This window comes from Micromonospora palythoicola (assembly GCF_036689795.1).
GTDB classification, from domain to species: domain Bacteria; phylum Actinomycetota; class Actinomycetes; order Mycobacteriales; family Micromonosporaceae; genus Micromonospora; species Micromonospora palythoicola.
Genome location: NZ_JBAGKI010000021.1, coordinates 14,715 through 29,928 on the forward strand (window position 1 = coordinate 14,715; position 15,214 = coordinate 29,928).

Below are 15,214 nucleotides of genomic sequence, written 5' to 3' on the forward strand. Positions count from 1 at the left end.
CACGGTCAGGAGGAGGCCGGCGTGGGATCGCCGGCGACCGCCTGCTCGACGGTGGGATACGTGTGCAGCACCTCGACCAGGCCACTCACCTCCAGGATCCGCAGCACGCCGCGCTGGGGCGCGGCGAGCCGGACCACGCCGCCGGCCTCGTCGCAGCTGTTCTTCGCGCGGACGAAGACCGACAGACCGGTAGAGTCGCAGAACGAGACGTCCGACAGGTCGAACACGAGGCGACTGCGCCCCTTGTCGAGCAGGTCGGTGATCTGGTCCTGCAACTGCGGTGCGGTGGCCATGTCCAACTCGCCCGCGACCGACACGACGACCACGTCACCGCGCTGTTCCGTGTGCACCGTCAAGGACATTCGCCAGACCTCCTGTTTATCGGTGGAACGGTATCCCACCGGGACCGTGGTGCGCAGAACGGGAGCAGTATCAGGTGGTCACCGTCATTCCGTTGCTCTGCGACAAGTAGTTCGTCGGGCCCCGGTGATAGAGTCCGGCCGGTCCAGGTCTAGGGGGTATTGCCATGGCGCTCAGCGCTGACGAGAGCGGCCGGTTGGGTGAGCTGCTGACCAGCCGGGCCGAGCTGGTCACCCAGCGGTGGACGGAGATCATCGCCGGGCAGTTGCGGGGCCGGCTCAGTCAGGCCGAACTGGTCCGGCAGGTGCAGGAGCTGCACCGCGCCGTGGTCGACGCCCTCAGCAAGGGCGCGGTGGACCTGAACGCCGAGGACGCCACCGAGCTGCGGGCCGTGCTCGCCGAGTTCTCCCGCGGCCAGGCCCGGCAGGGCTTCTCCGCCACCGAGACGGCCACCGGCGTGTTCGCTCTCAAGGAGGCGCTGCTCAGCGTTCTGGAGATCGACCAGGATGCGGCGACGCTGCGTGACTACGTCTCCTTCTCGGCGCTCGTCGACCAGATGGGCCTGTTCACCTTCGAGACCTTCGTCCGCACCCGGGAGAGCCTGATCGCCGACCAGGCCGAGCAACTGCTGGAGCTCTCCACTCCGGTGGTCAAGCTCTGGGAGGGCGTGGTGGCGGTGCCGCTGGTCGGCACGCTCGACTCGGCCCGCGCCCAGGTGGTGATGGAACGGCTGCTGCAGACCCTGGTCGACACCGGCTCGCCCTACGCGATCATCGACATCACCGGCGTACCGGCGGTGGACACGCAGGTGGCGCAGCACATCCTGAAGACAGTGGTGGCCGCCCGGCTGATGGGCGCCGACTGCATCATCTCCGGCATCCGGCCGCAGATCGCGCAGACCATCGTGGCGCTCGGCATCGAGTTCGGTGACATCGCCACCAAGGCGAGCCTCGCTGACGCGCTGCGGCACGTGCTGCGACTCACCGGGGTCGAGACGTCCCGCCGCCAGTCGCGTCGGGAGGCGTGATGGAGCGGGTGCCGATCCTCAAGATCGGCGAAATCCTGCTGGTCTCCATCCAGGTCGACATGTCCGACCAGACGGCGGTCGCCCTCCAGGAGGACCTGGCCGAGCGGATCGTCGCGACCGGTTGCCACGGCGTGATCATCGACATCACCGCGTTGGACATCGTCGACTCCTTCGTAGGTCGGATGCTCTCCACCATCGCCTCGATCTCCCGCGTGCTGGACGCGGAGACCGTGGTGGTGGGGATGCGCCCGGCCGTCGCCATCACCCTCGTCGAGCTGGGGCTGTCGCTCAACGGCATCCGGACCGCACTCAACGTCGAGCGGGGGATGGAACTCATCGCGATGGACCGGGCCGACGACCACGACGAGCCGGACGACGATCCGGTCCCAGAGCCGACGGCGTCACCGTGACGAGCGGGGTCGACCTGGGCCGCCCCCAGGCGCAGGCGGTCGACAGCGACGAGGATGTCGTACGCGTCCGTCAGCTGGTGCGTACCGTCGCCGTGGCGGTCCGGCTCTCCCTGGTCGACCAGACCAAGGTGGTCACCGCCGCCAGCGAACTCGCCCGCAACACGCTCGTCTACGGTGGCGGCGGGACGGTCGAGGTGACCGCCATCGACAACGGCCGGCGAGCCGGCATCAGGATCGTCTTCGCCGACTCCGGTCCCGGCATCGCCGACCTGGATCTCGCGTTGACCGACGGCTACACCACCGGTGGTGGCCTCGGCCTCGGCCTCAGCGGCGCCCGCCGACTCGTCGACGAGTTCGACATCCAGACCGCGCCCGGCCAGGGCACCCGGATCACGATCACCAAGTGGTCCCGGTGACCGTCGAGCCGGTCGCCGACCGGGGCACCTGGTTCCGGGTGGAGAACGGCAGCGCCGGCAGTGCCGTGCGGCGGGCCGCCGAGCGGCTGGGCGGCCAGTTGGGTCTGCCCGCCGGGCGGATCGCCGACCTGGCCATCGTGGCCGCCGAGCTGACCAGCAACCTCATCAAGCACGCCGACGACGGGCTGCTGCTGCTCCGACCGGTACGCCGCGAGCTGGACGCCGGCGTGGAGATGATCGCCGTCGACACCGGTCCGGGCATGGTCGACCTCGCCGACTCCGCCCGCGACGGGCACTCCACCGTCGGCACCCTGGGCATCGGTCTGGGCGCGATCGTCCGGCAGGCGAGCTGGTTCGACGCGTACTCGCGGCCGGGCCGGGGGACGGTCATCGCCGTACGGGTGTTCGCCGCCCCCGACCCGGCGGCGTCCTGGGTCGGCGGACTGACCCGGCCGTTGACCGGGGAGACGGTCAGCGGGGACGGCTACGCGGTCCGGATCGTGGGCGACCGCCGTCAGGTGCTGGTCACCGACGGACTGGGGCACGGGCCGCTGGCCGCGGCGGCCACCGACGCGGCGCTCGCCGCCTTCCGGGACGCCCCAGCGGACTCACCGGCGGAGGTGGTCGGTCACCTGCACCGGGCGATGTCGCACACCCGTGGTGCGGCCCTCGCCGTGGCCGAGCCGGATCCGGCGGCCGGCATGCTGCGCTACGCCGGGCTGGGCAACATCACCGGCGTGGTGGCCACCGGCGACGGCCGCCGTCGCGGCCTGGTCTCGCTGCCCGGCATCGCCGGGCACCAACGACCGGTGATCCGGCAGTACGACTATCCGTTCGAGGCGGGCAGCCTGCTGGTCATGCACACCGACGGCGTGGTCGACAGGTGGCGACTGGCCGACTACCCGGGTCTGGCCGGGCGGGCACCCCTGGTGGTGGCCGCCACCCTGCTACGCGACGCCGGCATCCGGCGCGACGACGCCGGGGTGCTGGTGGCGAGGTCCTGGTCATGACCACGACGCCGGTGCTGAGGATGGCGCTGCGGGTGGAGCAGGACATCTTCGTGGTCCGCCAGCGTGGCCGGGAGGTCGCCGCGGCGGTCGGTCTGGAGCATCAGGACCAGGTCCGGATCGCCACCGCGTTGAGCGAGGTCGCCCGGGACCTGCTGCGGGCGGTCGGCGGTGCCGACGTGGTCTTCGCCGTCGCCGAATCGCCGGACGGCCGTTGTCACCTGCACGTCGATCTCACTCCGGTGGCGCTCCTGCCAGGCGGGCGGTACGAGCCGGAATCGGGCGCGGTGGCACGCCTGGTGGACACATTGAGCGTGCTGACGGTTCAGGGGGTTACGGTCGTCAGGATGTCACGACGGGTTCCGGCCACCGCCCGGGCGCTCACCGACGAGCGCCTGGCGGAGCTGCGTGCCCAACTCGGCGAGAGCGCCCCGGGCACCGCCGAGGAGGAACTCGCCACCCAGAACCTCCAACTGATCAACGCCCTGGACGAGGTGCGCAACCAGCGCGACGAGCTGGCCCGGCTCAACGAGGAACTGGAACAGACCAACCAGGGCGTGATGGCGCTCTACCAGCAGCTCACCGACGAGTTGGAGGCGACCAACCAGGGCGTGGTGGCGCTCTACGCGGAGCTGGACGAGAAGTCGGCGCAGTTGCGCGCGGCCAGCGAGTCGAAGAGCCGGTTCCTGGCCAACGTCAGCCACGAGCTGCGGGCACCGGTGACCGCGATCATCGGGCTGGCCCGCCTGCTCGGCGACTCCGCGTCCGACCCGCTGACCACTGAGCAGGAACGCCAGGTCGGCCTCATCCGTGCCTCGGCGTCGGATCTGCTCACGTTGGTGAACGAGCTGCTCGACCTGGCCAAGGCGGAGTCGGGGCGGATCGAGCCGGAGTGGTCCGAGGTGGACCTGCGGGCCGTCTTCGGCCAGTTGCGCGGCACGCTGCGGGCGTTGCCGGCCGCCGACGGCGTCGCCCTGGTCGTGGAGGAGCCGGCCACGCCGGCCACGGTGCGTTCCGACGAGGTGCTGCTCGCCCAGGTGCTGCGCAACCTGCTGCACAACGGCCTGAAGTTCACCACCGCGGGCGAGGTCCGGCTGCGGGCCGAGCGGCACGGTGACGGTTGGCGGCTGACCGTCTCCGACACCGGACCGGGTATCCCGCCGGAGCTGCAAGACCGGGTGTTCGAGGAGTTCTACCAGGCGCCCGGCCCGACCCGGGTCGGCGGCACCGGCCTCGGCCTGCCGTACGCCCGGCGGCTGGTGAACCTGCTCGGCGGCACTCTCGACCTGGCCAGTGAGCCGGGTCGCGGCAGCACCTTCACGGTGCGGCTGCCCACGGACGGGACGTGACGTGGACGGCGCGGCGACAGTGCTGGTGGTCGACGACAGTCGCACCAAGCGCTACCTCCTGGTGAACTGGCTGACCCGGGCCGGCTTCACGGTGCTGGAGGCGGAAACGGGTGGCGAGGCGCTCAGCCGGGTCGGAGTGGACCCGATCGACCTGGTCGTGCTCGACGTCCGGCTGCCGGACCTCAGCGGTTTTGAGGTGTGCGAGCGGATCAAGTCGGCGCACCCGGCGTTGCCGGTGATCCACGTGTCCGCGCACGCGATCGACACGAACGACCGGACCCAGGGCCTGACCCGGGGCGCGGACGCCTACCTGGCCGAGCCGATCGAACCGGAGGAACTGGTCGCCACCGCCCAGTCGGTGCTGCGGTACTACCAGGCCCGGCAGCGGGCCGAGCTGCTCGCCGAGCGGCTCACCGGGCTGGCGGACACGAGCGTGGCGGTGCACGCCGCGCCGAGCTTCACCAAGCTGCTGCAGGCGGCCGCGTCCGGCGCCGCGAAGATCTTCAAGAGCCCCGCCGCGGTGGTCGCCGAGACCTTCGACGGGGACTGCCTCGCCGGGATCTGCGCCGGGCCCGGTGCCGAGCCCCGCGTGGTGCCCTGGATCGTCGACGACACCGGGGTGCCCACCGGCGCCACCGTCGTGGTGCAGGAGCCGGACGGTTGGTCGCTTGTCGACTGGCCGGCCGGCGACACCGTCACCGTCGCCGCCGCCCGGCTGCGCGAGGACCGCGCGCCGCTCTACGTCGTGGTACCCACCGCGACGCAGACCGCGCGTACCCCGGTGCTGGTCCAGCTCGCCCAGGCGGTGGCCTCCGCCGTGGAGGCGCAACGCTCCTTCGACGAGGAGCACCGGATCGCGGTGACGTTGCAACGCAGCCTGCTGCCCCGGCAGATCCCACGGATCACCGGCCTCGACCTGGCCGTGCGCTACGAGCCGGCCAGTGCCCAGACCGAGGTGGGCGGTGACTTCTACGAACTGGTGATGCTCGACGGTCACCTGCTGCTGGCCATCGGGGACGTGGCCGGTCACTCCCTGCACGCCGCCACCATCATGGCCGAGCTGCGACACGCGCTGCGGGCGTACGCGGTGGAGGGGCACCAGCCGGGTGAGATCCTGCACCGGGTCAACGAGCTGATGCGTACGCTGCTGCCCGACGAGCTGGCGACGATCTGCGTGCTGCTGCTGGAACCGACCACCGGTCACGTCCGGCTGGCCAGCGCCGGTCACCTGCCGCCGTTGATCGTGCAGGACGGCAAGGCCGAGTACGTGCAGCACGCCGCGCCGCTGCTCGGGGTGCGCGCGCCCCGCCCCGCCGATCTGGAGTTCGTGCTGCCGGCCGGTGCGACGATGGTCTTCTACACCGACGGTCTGATCGAACGACGGGACGCCACCATCGACGAGGGCCTTACCGCCCTTTCGGCGTGCGCCAGCCAGGTCGACGACGACCTCGACCGGTTCTGCGAGCGACTGCTCGTCGAACTGGCCCCGGACGAGATCCAGGACGACGTGGCCGTGGTCGCTCTCCGCCGCCGCTGAGGTGCTGGGCGGCACCCCCTCTCGACGCCAGCAACCGACCTACCGGCGGCGCTGGGCGTACGCGGCCGGGGAGACGCCGGTCGTCGCGGTGAAGTCGCGCACCAGGTGGGCCTGATCGCTGTAGCCGAGTTCGACGGCGAGCCCGGCCCAGTCGAGCCCGTCCGCCGCCCGCTCGATCGCCTCGTGCAGCCGGTAGCGGCGGATCACCCACTTGGGACCGACTCCGACGTGGGTGAGGAAGAGCCGCTGCAACCGGCGGACGGACACCGCGTGCGCGCGGGCGAACTCGTCGACCCGGCGTACGTTCCGGTCGGTCCGGATCGTCTCGACCAGGCGCATCACCTCGTCGTTCACCGGATCCGGTCGGGGTGCCCAGCCGGTCAGCAGGGTGTCCAGCGCCTGGCCGCGTTCGGCGTCCGTGCCGGCGCAGACCGGGGTCACGTCGAGGTCTGCCCGGTCGGCGAGTGGACGTCGCCGGTCGGTCAGCTCGGTGACCGACCGCCGCCAGAACGGATGGAACCCGCCGGGCCGGAACTGCACTCCGCTGACCCGCCCGGCGCCGGTCAGGGTGATCGAGAAGAGTTCGGTGCCGACGCCGGCGACCTCCGCGCGCTCCGGGCCGTCACCGTCGCGCTGGAACACCACGTTGACCGCCGGGTGCGGGACGATCCGCTGCTCGAACGGTTCGGTGAGGTCCCAGTCGACCAGCCAGTAGTGCTCCACCCAGTGGCGTAACGGAACCGCGGGCAGGTGCCGTCGGAACCGCACCCGCCGCCTCAACCGGGCCGGGTCGAGGATCCCCCGGTGATCTGCGCGCGGCTGTCGCATTTGTTCAAGACCACCCTCATACGCTGGCCCTATGGCCACTCACACTAGCGACCTGCTGGCGGCCGCGGCGCCGGGAACCGTGGCGGTGCTTCGGCAGATCACCGATGACCAGCTCGACCTGCCGACTCCCTGTCGGGACTATCGGGTCCGTGACCTGATCAACCACCTGTACGAGGTGGTGGTCAACTTCCAGACCCTCGCCCGTCGCTCGCCGGTGACCTGGGTCGACAAGCCCGACCACCTCACCGAGGGTTGGCGCGACCGGTTCGCGGCCGAGACCCGCCGACTGGTCGAGGCGTGGTCGGACCCGGCCAGCGAGCAGGGCGTCTCGCCGGGGATGGGGATGCCGCAGCCGATGGTGGGTGCGATGGCGCTGCTCGACCTGACCGTGCACGGCTGGGACCTCGCGGTCGCCACAGGTCAGCCGTACGGGGCGGCGGCCGAGGTGCTGCCCGCGCTGCACGAGTTGACCGGCCAGCTCGGTCCGACTGCGCGGCAGATGGGCGTGTTCGCCGAGGCGGTGCCGGTCGAGGCTGGCCCGCCGGACCTGCCTCGGCTGCTCGGCGTGACCGGCCGCGACCCGGCCTGGTCCCCGGTCGACTGAACGGCGACCCGCCCGCAACGACCTTGACGCCACTATTCACTCAGTGAATAGTGGCGTGGTGTCCACACCGCACCTGCTGTTGGGTCTGCTCGCCACCGGCACCATGCACGGTTACGAGTTGAAGCGGGCCCACGACACGCGGCTGCCGCAGGCCCGCCCGTTGGCGTTCGGGCAGGTCTACGCCACGCTGGGTCGGCTGCTGCGGGACGGGTTGGTGGCGTCCACCGGCCCGGAGCGCCTCGCCGGCCCGGACCGGACGGCGTACACGCTCACCGAGCAGGGGCGGGCCACGCTGGACCGGTGGCTCAGCAGCGTCGAGCCACCGATGCCGTACGTGAACAGTCCGCTGTTCGCGAAGGTCGTGGTGGCGCTGCTGGTGGCCGACGTGGACCGGGCGCGGGCGTACCTCGTCGCGCAGCGGCGTGCCCACACCGAGCGGCTGCGTGAGCTGACCGCACTGAAGACGGCCCGGTCGGCCAGCGTCGACGACGTCGTGGCGGCCGACTTCGCCATCGCCCATCTCGACGCCGACCTGCGGTGGTTGCACACCACCCTGGACCGGGTCGCCGACTGGCACCGGGAGGTGCACTCGTGACGCTACTTCAGGCTCGCGGTCTGGTGAAGTCGTACGGACCCACACCCGCGCTGCGGGGCATCACCCTCGACATCGACGAGGGGGAGATCGTCGCGGTGACCGGGCCGAGCGGCTGCGGCAAGTCCACCCTGCTGCACTGCCTCGCCGGCATCCTGCGGCCGGACGCCGGTGAGGTGAACTGGCGGGGGCACCGGCTGGACACCTGGTCCGAGGCGGCCCGGTCCCGGCTGCGGCGTACCGAATTCGGGGTGCTGTTCCAGTTCGGTCAGCTCGTCGCCGAGCTGACCGCGGCGGAGAACGTCGCCCTTCCGTTGTTGCTCGCCGGCACGGGGCGGCGAGCGGCACGGACGGCGGCGCTCACCTGGCTGGCACGGCTGGGTGTGGCGGAGTGCGCCGACGTGCGCCCCGGTGAGATGTCCGGTGGTCAGCAGCAGCGCTGCGCCACCGCCCGGGCACTGGTCACCGAACCACGGGTGCTCTTCGCCGACGAGCCGACCGGTGCGTTGGACACCCTCGCCGGGGAGCAGGTGCTCACCCAACTGGTCCGGCTGGCCCGGGAGCAGCACACCAGCGTCGTCCTGGTCACCCACGAGCCACGGATCGCCGCGTACGCCGATCGTGAGGTGGCCCTGCGCGACGGCGTGATCGACCACACCGGCCTGGGCCTCGACGCGCCGCTCGCCGGCGGCTCCCGGTGAGCCTCGCGACCCTGACCAGGCTGGCGCTGGCCGGCAACCGCACCGACGCCGCCCGGGTGGCGTTGACCGCGCTGAGCGCCATGCTGGCCAGCCTGGCCGGGTTCGCCGCCCTGACGATGCTGGCCATCCCCAGGCCACCGGGTGACCCGTGGCAGCAGTCCGAGCAGTACGTCAGCGCGCTGCTGCGCGAGCCGGGGCTGCGCGGCGGGACGGCGTTCGCGCTGGTGCTGCTGACCATCCCGGTACTCGCCCTGGCCGGGCAGAGCGCCCGGCTGGGTGCGCCGGCGCGGGACCGTCGGCTCGCCGCGCTCCGGCTGGCCGGTGCGACCCCCGGCCAGGTGACCCGGGTGGCGATGCTGGAGACCGGGCTCGCCGGCCTGGTCGGCACCTTCGTCGGACTGGCCGGCTACCTCGTCGGGCGGTCGGTGCTGCACCGTCCCGACGCCAACGGCCAGTTGGCCCTGCCCACGGACGTGCTGCCGCCGGTGCCGGCGATGGCGATCGTGGTGCTCGGCCTGCCGCTGCTCGCCGCGGCGGCCACCGTCGTCCTGCTGGGTCGGGTCGCCACCACGCCGCTCGGCGTGGTCCGCCGGGCCGGTCGCACCGGGTCGCCCCGGCCGTGGCCGGCGCTGCTCATCGGGCTCGGCGTGCTGGCGGCGGCGATGGTCGAACCGATCCAGTGGGCGTTGCGGGGCGCCGCCGTCGAATGGCTGGCCCTCGTCGTGCTGCTCGGCATCTTCGGTGCGGTGATGGGGGTGATCTTCGGGACCGCTTGGATCTCGCATCTGGCCGGGCGGACGCTGCACCGTCACGCCCGGCGTCCGGCCGCCCTGCTGGCGGCCCGCCGGCTGACCGACGACCCCTGGGCCAGCAGCCGTACCTTCGCCGCCCTGCTGGCTGCTCTGATCATCGCTGGCGGCGCGGCGGCCTTCCGAGCCTCGTTCCAGCTCAGGGCCGAACTGGAACAGGAGCAGAACCGGTTGGCCGGCTTCGGTGGCGACGGCTCGTACGACTCCTTCTACCTGAACACCATGGATCTGGTCGACCTCGCCGTGGCCGTGGCGGTGGCCATCGCCGCCACCGGTCTGCTCGTCACGCTGGTGGAGGGGATCGTCTCCCGTCGCCGGACCTACGCCGCCCTGGTGGCGACCGGCGTGCCCCGGGCCACCATCGGCACCTCGATCGCCTGGCAGATCCTGGCCCCCGTGGTGCCGGCCGTGCTGATCGCGCTCGGCGCCGGGTACGCCATCGGTCGACTGCTCACCGGCGACCTCAGCCAGGACGGTCGGACGCCCGACGTACCGCTGGAGCAGTTGGCGGTGCAGGGTGCTGGTGCCATCGTCGCGGTGCTGGTCGTGATCGGGCTGGGACTGCTGTTCCTGCGGTCCGCCACCGAGGTGACGGAACTGCGGGCCGGCTAGACCCGGCGCCGGGAACGCCGGCCGGGGCAGCACCGACGGTCCCGGGCACCGCGCTGGCGGTCAGGTGGGAGCGGCCCGCAGGTAGGTCAGCGTCGCCAACACCCGGCGGTTGGTGTCGTCGTCCGGCGGCAGGCCCAGCTTGGCCAGGATGTTGCCGATGTGCTTGCCGACCGCCGCCTCGGTGACGTGCAGGCGGCCGGCGATCGCCGCGTTGGACCGCCCCTCGGCGACCAGCACCAGCACCTCCCGCTCGCGGGCGGAGAGGTTGGCGAGCGGATCGCGGGGGCGGTGCAGCAACCGGCGCACCACGTCCGGATCGACCACCGTGCCGCCGCCGACGACGGTACGCAGGTTCTCGACGAACTCGGTGACCTCGGCGACCCGGTCCTTGAGCAGGTAGCCGACCCGCCGACCGTCGGCGCTGTCGAGCAGCGCGGAGGCGTACTCGGGCTGCACGTGCTGGCTGAGCACCACCACGGCCAGACCGGGCTGCTCGGCGCGCAGGTCCACCGCCGCCCGTAACCCGTCGTCGCGGTGCCGGGGCGGCATCCGGATGTCGGTCACCACCAGGTCCGGCCGGTGCGTCCGGACGGCGTCCACCAGCGCGGCAGCGGTACCGACGGCGTCGAGCACGTCGAAGCCGAAGCGGGCGAGCAGGGCCACCAGTCCCTCCCGCAGCAGCACCTCGTCCTCGGCGAGCACGACCCGGGTCACGCCTCGCACGGTAGCTCCACCCGGACGACCGTGGGACCGCCCGCCGGGCTGGCCAGCAGCAGCCGGCCCTCGGCGGCGGCCACCCGGTCGGCGAGCCCGGTCAACCCGGTGCCCCGTGCCGGGTCCGCGCCGCCCCGGCCGTCGTCGCTGACCTCGACGACCAGCTTGGTGCCGGTGTCGGTGAGCCGGACCTCGGCGCGGGTCGCCCCGGCGTGCCGGGCGACGTTGCCGAGGGCCTCCGACACCACGAAGTAGGCGGTGGCCTCGACCGTCTCCGGCACCGCGCGGCGCAGGTCGGCGTGCACCTCGACGGGGATGGTGGCCTCGTCGGCGAGTTCCCGGACCGCACCGGCCAGCCCCAGGTCGGTGAGGCTCTGCGGACGGATGCCCTGGACGATCTGCCGGAGCAGCACCATCAGTCCCTTCGCCTGCTCGTGCGCCACGGCGAGCGGCCGGGCGGCCGGCGAGTCCTCCGGTACGTCCAACCGGGCCAGACCGATCTGCAGGCTGAGGCTGGTCAGCCGGGGGTGCGCGCCGTCGTGCAGGTCACGTTCGATGCGCCGGCGCTCCGCCTCGTACGCGTCGACCAACCGGGCCCGCGACCGGGTCACCTCGCGCAGCGCGAGGCCGTCCGGAGCGCCCCGCAGCAGCCATCGCGCGACGGTGCCCTGCGCCATGGCGAGGGCCCCGACCGCGTACCAGAGGACCGGCACGAGCAGCACCCCGACGATCGCGTGCGGTACCGCCTCGGCCGCCGTGTCCGGGGTGGCCCAGAGCAGCGCCACCTCGTCGCCGTTGGCGACCAGGAAGGGGCTGACGATCAGCACGGCGGCCAACAGCACCACTATGGCGAACAGCCAGTACACGGCCGGGACCAGGCCGCCGAGGACGAACAGGTAGGCGGCCTCCCGCCAGGCGGTGCCGGTGGTGTAGCGGGCGGCGAGACCACGCCACGGCACCGCGGGTACCGGCCGATTGTCGACCAGGCCGAGCCGGTGCCGTTCGAACGCCGCCACCGGCACGCTGAGCAGCGGTGCCAGCGCCACGATGAGCAGTGCGCCGCCGGTCAGGAAGACGGTGAGTGCCAGCGGCATCGGTCGGCCCTGCCGTGCCCCGTTCGTGGCGGCGACAAGTGGTGCCAGCAGGACGAGCAGCCCGAGGGAGAGCACACCGGCCAGCGGCACGCTGGTCACCAGGTACGCCAGGGCGCGCCACGGCCAGCCGGTGAGCGGGTAGCGGGGCCGCCGCAGGGCCTGGGCGAGGTGGGTCGGCGCGGCTGAGGTCATGCCGCCGACGCTAGTGATCCGAGCCGGACGGCCCCAGCCCGCTGGACCCCGTGTCCCGGGTATGGCCAGCACTACCTCGTTCCTCGGCGCAGCGGTAGTGCGTCCGCGCCACCGCATCGACTGAAGTGGACGCATGCCTGTGCACCGTCTGGGTTCCTACGCCCTGCTGCTCGCCGCGCCGCTGTTCGCCGCCGGGATCGCGGTGACCGCCCGGGGCTGGCGGCAGCCGCCGTACGACTGGCGTACCCACAACTTCAGTGACCTCGGGAACGTCACCTGTGGCGTCTGGGACACCAGCCGGCCGCGTCCGGTCTGCTCGCCGTGGCACCCGCTGATGAACGGCACGATGATCGCCACCGGGCTGCTCATCGTCGCCGGCCTGCTGCTCAGTTGGTCGATGCTCGGCCGTGGTGCGGCCGTACGGGCCGTGCAGCTCGCGGCGCTGACCGCGGCCGGCGGGTACGTGCTGGCCGGCGTCCACCCGGCGGACGTCGACGAGAACCTGCACTTCCTGGCCGCGTTGCTGGTGTTCGGTGCGGGCAACGGCGCGCTGCTGCTCGCGGCGCTGCCCCAGCGGTCAGCGGTGCTCGGTCCGGCCCGTCGGGTCAACCTCCTGCTCGGCCTGACCGGGGTCGCCGGAACCCTGCTCTTTCTCGGGCAGGTTGATCTCGGCTTCGGTGTCGGCGGGATGGAACGGGTGGCCGTGCTGCCGTTCCTGCTCTGGACGGTGGTGATCGGCAGCGGACTCGGTCCCCGTCCCGAGGCGGAGCAGACGGCCCGGCCTGATGCCCCGGCGACGCGGTCGCGTCGCTGAGACACCAGGCCGGTCGACGCCTCAGGCGCGGCCGAGGCGGTCCAGGGTCCAGGCGTTGATGAACGCCTCCTCCCGCCAGGCGTCGTAGCGCCCGCTCGGCCCGCCGTGACCCGCCTCCATCTCGGTCTTGAGCAGGTAGTCACCCTGCGGCGCGACCGCCCGCAGCCGCGCGATCCACTTCGCCGGCTCGTGGTAGAGCACCCGGGTGTCGTTGAGGCTGGTCATCGCGAGGATCGCGGGATAGTCCAGCGGCGCGACGTTCTCGTACGGCGTGTACGACTTCATGTACGCGTACACCTCCGGGTCGGCCAGCGGGTTGCCCCACTCCTCCCACTCGGTGACGGTCAGCGGCAGCGACGGGTCCAGGATCGTGTTGAGCGCGTCCACGAACGGCACCTGCGCGACGATGCCGGCGAAGGCGTCCGGTGCCAGGTTCGCCACCGCGCCCATCAGCAGCCCGCCCGCCGAGCCGCCCCGGGCGACCAGCCGGTCCGGCGCCGTCCAGCCGGCCTTGGCCAGGTGCCGGGCACAGGCCACGAAGTCGGTGAAGGTGTTCTTCTTGGCGAGCATCTTGCCGTGGTCGTACCACCGGCGACCCATCTCGCCACCGCCCCGGATGTGTGCCACCGCGAAGATCACCCCACGGTCCAGCAGGGACAGCCGGCCGACCGAGAACCACGGGTCCATGCTCGCCTCGTACGAGCCGTAGCCGTAGATGACGCAGGGCGCCGAACCGTCCCGGGGGGTGCCGCGCCGGTAGACCAGGGAGATCGGCACCTTGGTGCCGTCGTCGGCGAGCGCCCAGTCGCGCTGCTGCTCGTAGTCCTCCGAGCGGTACACCTGACCGTCCGGCCCGGGCAGCACCGGTCGCTGGCGCAGCAGCGTCATCTCGCGGGTGACCAGGTCGTAGTCGTACACCGAGTCGGGCGTGACCAGCGAGGTGTAGCGCAGGCGCAGCCGCCCGGTGCGGTACTCGGGGTTGGCGTCCAGGCCGACCGTGTGCAGCGGCTCCGGGAACTCGATGTCGTGGGCGTCGCCGCCGCCGACGGGCAGCACCCGCAGCCCGGTCAGTCCGTTGCTGCGTACCGAGACGACCAGGTGGTCGGCGAAGGCGTCGACCGACTCCAGTCGGGTGCCCGGGGAGTGCTCGATCAGCGGCACCCAGTCGCCCGGCGCGTCGGCCGAGGTGTACGCGAGGGCGAAGTCCTCGGCGTCGTCGTTGTGCAGGATCAGGAACCGGTGGCCGTGGTGCTCCACCGAGTACTCGACACCCTGGCGGCGGGGCGCGATCACCGCGGGCTCGCCCGTCGGGTTGCCGGCCGGGATCACCCGCACCTCGCTGGTCAGCTTGCTGGCGATGTCGATGAGGACGAACCGCTCCGAGCGGGTCAGCTCCACCCCCACCCAGAACCGCTCGTCGTCCTCGGCGTGCACCACCACGTCGTCGGCGGCGGCGGTGCCGATCACGTGTCGCCAGACCCGGTTGGGGCGCCACGCCTCGTCCACGGTGACGTAGAACAGCACCGAGGCGTCGGCGGACCACGCGGTGCCGTAGAAGGTGCCGGGGATCTCGTCGGGCAGCAGCTCACCGGTGCTCAGGTCCTTGACCCGCAGGGTGAACCGTTCGTCGCCGGAGAAGTCGGTGGAGTAGGCCAGGTAGCGTCCGTCGGGGCTGACGTCGAAGGCACCGAGCGAGAAGAAGTCGCGTCCCTCGGCCAGTTGGTTGCCGTCCAGCAGCACCTGCTCGCCGTCCAGGGGAGCACCGTCGGTGCTGATCGGCGGGGTGGTCTCGTCGGGGTGGACCGCCCGGCGGCAGTGCACGCCGTACTGCTGGCCCTGGACCGTGCGGGTGTAGTACCAGTGCTGGCCCTTGCGGGTCGGCACGGACAGGTCGGTTTCCTGGGTCCGTCGCCGGATCTCCTCGAACAACTCCGTACGCAGCCCGGACAGGTGCGCCGTCCGGGCCTCGGTCCAGGCGTTCTCGGCGTTCAGATACTTGATCGTTTCCGGATCGTCCTTGGTGGCGAGCCAGGCGTACTCGTCGACGACGGTGTCGCCGTGGTGGACACGTTCGGTCGGCACCCGCCTGGCCGCGGGAACGGGGGTCTCGGTGGTCACGGCGTCACGTTACCGGCCGTAGCGACATGT

Annotated in this window: 16 protein-coding genes; 11 read left to right on the forward strand and 5 right to left on the reverse strand. The window is 72.2% G+C overall.

Annotated elements, in window-relative coordinates; translation table 11 throughout:
- Positions 1-5: 5 nt before the first annotated feature.
- Positions 6-362: an STAS domain-containing protein gene (locus tag V5O40_RS12200; RefSeq protein ID WP_093403921.1), complete on the reverse strand. Its 357-nt coding sequence runs from the start codon at positions 360-362 to the stop codon at positions 6-8.
- A gap of 164 nt (positions 363-526) precedes the next feature.
- Between V5O40_RS12200 and V5O40_RS12205 the strand changes: the two genes are divergently transcribed.
- Genes V5O40_RS12205 through V5O40_RS12230 form a run of 6 tightly spaced genes read left to right on the forward strand, consistent with a single transcriptional unit; the run spans position 527 to position 6,106 of the window.
- Positions 527-1,387, forward strand: coding sequence for an STAS domain-containing protein (locus tag V5O40_RS12205; RefSeq protein ID WP_332905538.1), 861 nt, complete (start codon positions 527-529; stop codon positions 1,385-1,387).
- Positions 1,387-1,797 (forward strand): STAS domain-containing protein, encoded by a 411-nt coding sequence (locus V5O40_RS12210; protein WP_332905539.1) that lies wholly within the window; start codon positions 1,387-1,389, stop codon positions 1,795-1,797. The genes V5O40_RS12205 and V5O40_RS12210 overlap by 1 nt, the downstream gene beginning before the upstream one ends.
- Positions 1,794-2,213: an ATP-binding protein gene (locus V5O40_RS12215; protein ID WP_332905540.1), complete on the forward strand. Its 420-nt coding sequence runs from the start codon at positions 1,794-1,796 to the stop codon at positions 2,211-2,213. Before V5O40_RS12210 ends, V5O40_RS12215 begins: the two co-directional genes overlap by 4 nt.
- Complete coding sequence (locus V5O40_RS12220; protein WP_332905541.1) at positions 2,201-3,223, forward strand: SpoIIE family protein phosphatase; 1,023 nt, start codon at positions 2,201-2,203, stop codon at positions 3,221-3,223. The genes V5O40_RS12215 and V5O40_RS12220 overlap by 13 nt, the downstream gene beginning before the upstream one ends.
- Entirely contained in the window at positions 3,220-4,569 is a 1,350-nt protein-coding gene (locus V5O40_RS12225; RefSeq protein ID WP_332905542.1) for a sensor histidine kinase, read from the forward strand. Before V5O40_RS12220 ends, V5O40_RS12225 begins: the two co-directional genes overlap by 4 nt.
- A gap of 1 nt (position 4,570) precedes the next feature.
- Positions 4,571-6,106: a SpoIIE family protein phosphatase gene (locus V5O40_RS12230; RefSeq protein ID WP_332905543.1), complete on the forward strand. Its 1,536-nt coding sequence runs from the start codon at positions 4,571-4,573 to the stop codon at positions 6,104-6,106.
- Between the two features lie 39 nt (positions 6,107-6,145).
- Here V5O40_RS12230 and V5O40_RS12235 read toward each other — a convergent pair whose 3' ends face one another.
- Positions 6,146-6,874 carry a helix-turn-helix domain-containing protein gene (locus V5O40_RS12235; protein ID WP_332905544.1) on the reverse strand — a complete coding sequence of 243 codons (729 nt, stop codon included), beginning with the start codon at positions 6,872-6,874 and terminating at the stop codon, positions 6,146-6,148.
- A 91-nt stretch (positions 6,875-6,965) separates the two neighbouring features.
- Between V5O40_RS12235 and V5O40_RS12240 the strand changes: the two genes are divergently transcribed.
- The 4 genes from V5O40_RS12240 to V5O40_RS12255 are packed head-to-tail and all read left to right on the forward strand — an operon-like array spanning position 6,966 to position 10,252.
- Entirely contained in the window at positions 6,966-7,538 is a 573-nt protein-coding gene (locus tag V5O40_RS12240) for a TIGR03086 family metal-binding protein (RefSeq protein ID WP_332905545.1), read from the forward strand.
- A gap of 58 nt (positions 7,539-7,596) precedes the next feature.
- The gene (locus V5O40_RS12245; RefSeq protein ID WP_269740320.1) at positions 7,597-8,133 is read left to right on the forward strand and encodes a PadR family transcriptional regulator; all 537 of its coding nucleotides are present in this window, start codon (positions 7,597-7,599) and stop codon (positions 8,131-8,133) included.
- Entirely contained in the window at positions 8,130-8,831 is a 702-nt protein-coding gene (locus V5O40_RS12250) for an ABC transporter ATP-binding protein (protein WP_332905546.1), read from the forward strand. The genes V5O40_RS12245 and V5O40_RS12250 overlap by 4 nt, the downstream gene beginning before the upstream one ends.
- Complete coding sequence (locus V5O40_RS12255; RefSeq protein ID WP_332905547.1) at positions 8,828-10,252, forward strand: FtsX-like permease family protein; 1,425 nt, start codon at positions 8,828-8,830, stop codon at positions 10,250-10,252. Before V5O40_RS12250 ends, V5O40_RS12255 begins: the two co-directional genes overlap by 4 nt.
- 60 nt (positions 10,253-10,312) lie before the next feature.
- Here V5O40_RS12255 and V5O40_RS12260 read toward each other — a convergent pair whose 3' ends face one another.
- Positions 10,313-10,975: a response regulator transcription factor gene (locus V5O40_RS12260; protein ID WP_332905548.1), complete on the reverse strand. Its 663-nt coding sequence runs from the start codon at positions 10,973-10,975 to the stop codon at positions 10,313-10,315.
- Positions 10,963-12,252, reverse strand: coding sequence for a sensor histidine kinase (locus V5O40_RS12265; RefSeq protein WP_332905549.1), 1,290 nt, complete (start codon positions 12,250-12,252; stop codon positions 10,963-10,965). Before V5O40_RS12265 ends, V5O40_RS12260 begins: the two co-directional genes overlap by 13 nt.
- A gap of 133 nt (positions 12,253-12,385) precedes the next feature.
- Here V5O40_RS12265 and V5O40_RS12270 point away from each other — a divergent pair, with 133 nt between their 5' ends.
- Positions 12,386-13,066 (forward strand): DUF998 domain-containing protein, encoded by a 681-nt coding sequence (locus tag V5O40_RS12270; RefSeq protein ID WP_332905550.1) that lies wholly within the window; start codon positions 12,386-12,388, stop codon positions 13,064-13,066.
- 21 nt (positions 13,067-13,087) lie between these two features.
- Here V5O40_RS12270 and V5O40_RS12275 read toward each other — a convergent pair whose 3' ends face one another.
- Entirely contained in the window at positions 13,088-15,184 is a 2,097-nt protein-coding gene (locus V5O40_RS12275; RefSeq protein WP_332905551.1) for a S9 family peptidase, read from the reverse strand.
- Positions 15,185-15,214: the final 30 nt, after the last annotated feature.

Bases quoted from the DNA above. Each gene is read 5' to 3' on its own strand.
- V5O40_RS12240 (WP_332905545.1), top strand. From the start codon at position 6,966: ATGGCCACTCACACTAGCGACCTGCTGGCGGCCGCGGCGCCGGGAACC.
- V5O40_RS12270 (WP_332905550.1), top strand. From the start codon at position 12,386: ATGCCTGTGCACCGTCTGGGTTCCTACGCCCTGCTGCTCGCCGCGCCG.
- V5O40_RS12205 (WP_332905538.1), top strand. From the start codon at position 527: ATGGCGCTCAGCGCTGACGAGAGCGGCCGGTTGGGTGAGCTGCTGACC.
- V5O40_RS12225 (WP_332905542.1), top strand. From the start codon at position 3,220: ATGACCACGACGCCGGTGCTGAGGATGGCGCTGCGGGTGGAGCAGGAC.
- V5O40_RS12210 (WP_332905539.1), top strand. From the start codon at position 1,387: ATGGAGCGGGTGCCGATCCTCAAGATCGGCGAAATCCTGCTGGTCTCC.
- V5O40_RS12265 (WP_332905549.1), bottom strand. From the start codon at position 12,252: ATGACCTCAGCCGCGCCGACCCACCTCGCCCAGGCCCTGCGGCGGCCC.
- V5O40_RS12200 (WP_093403921.1), bottom strand. From the start codon at position 362: ATGTCCTTGACGGTGCACACGGAACAGCGCGGTGACGTGGTCGTCGTG.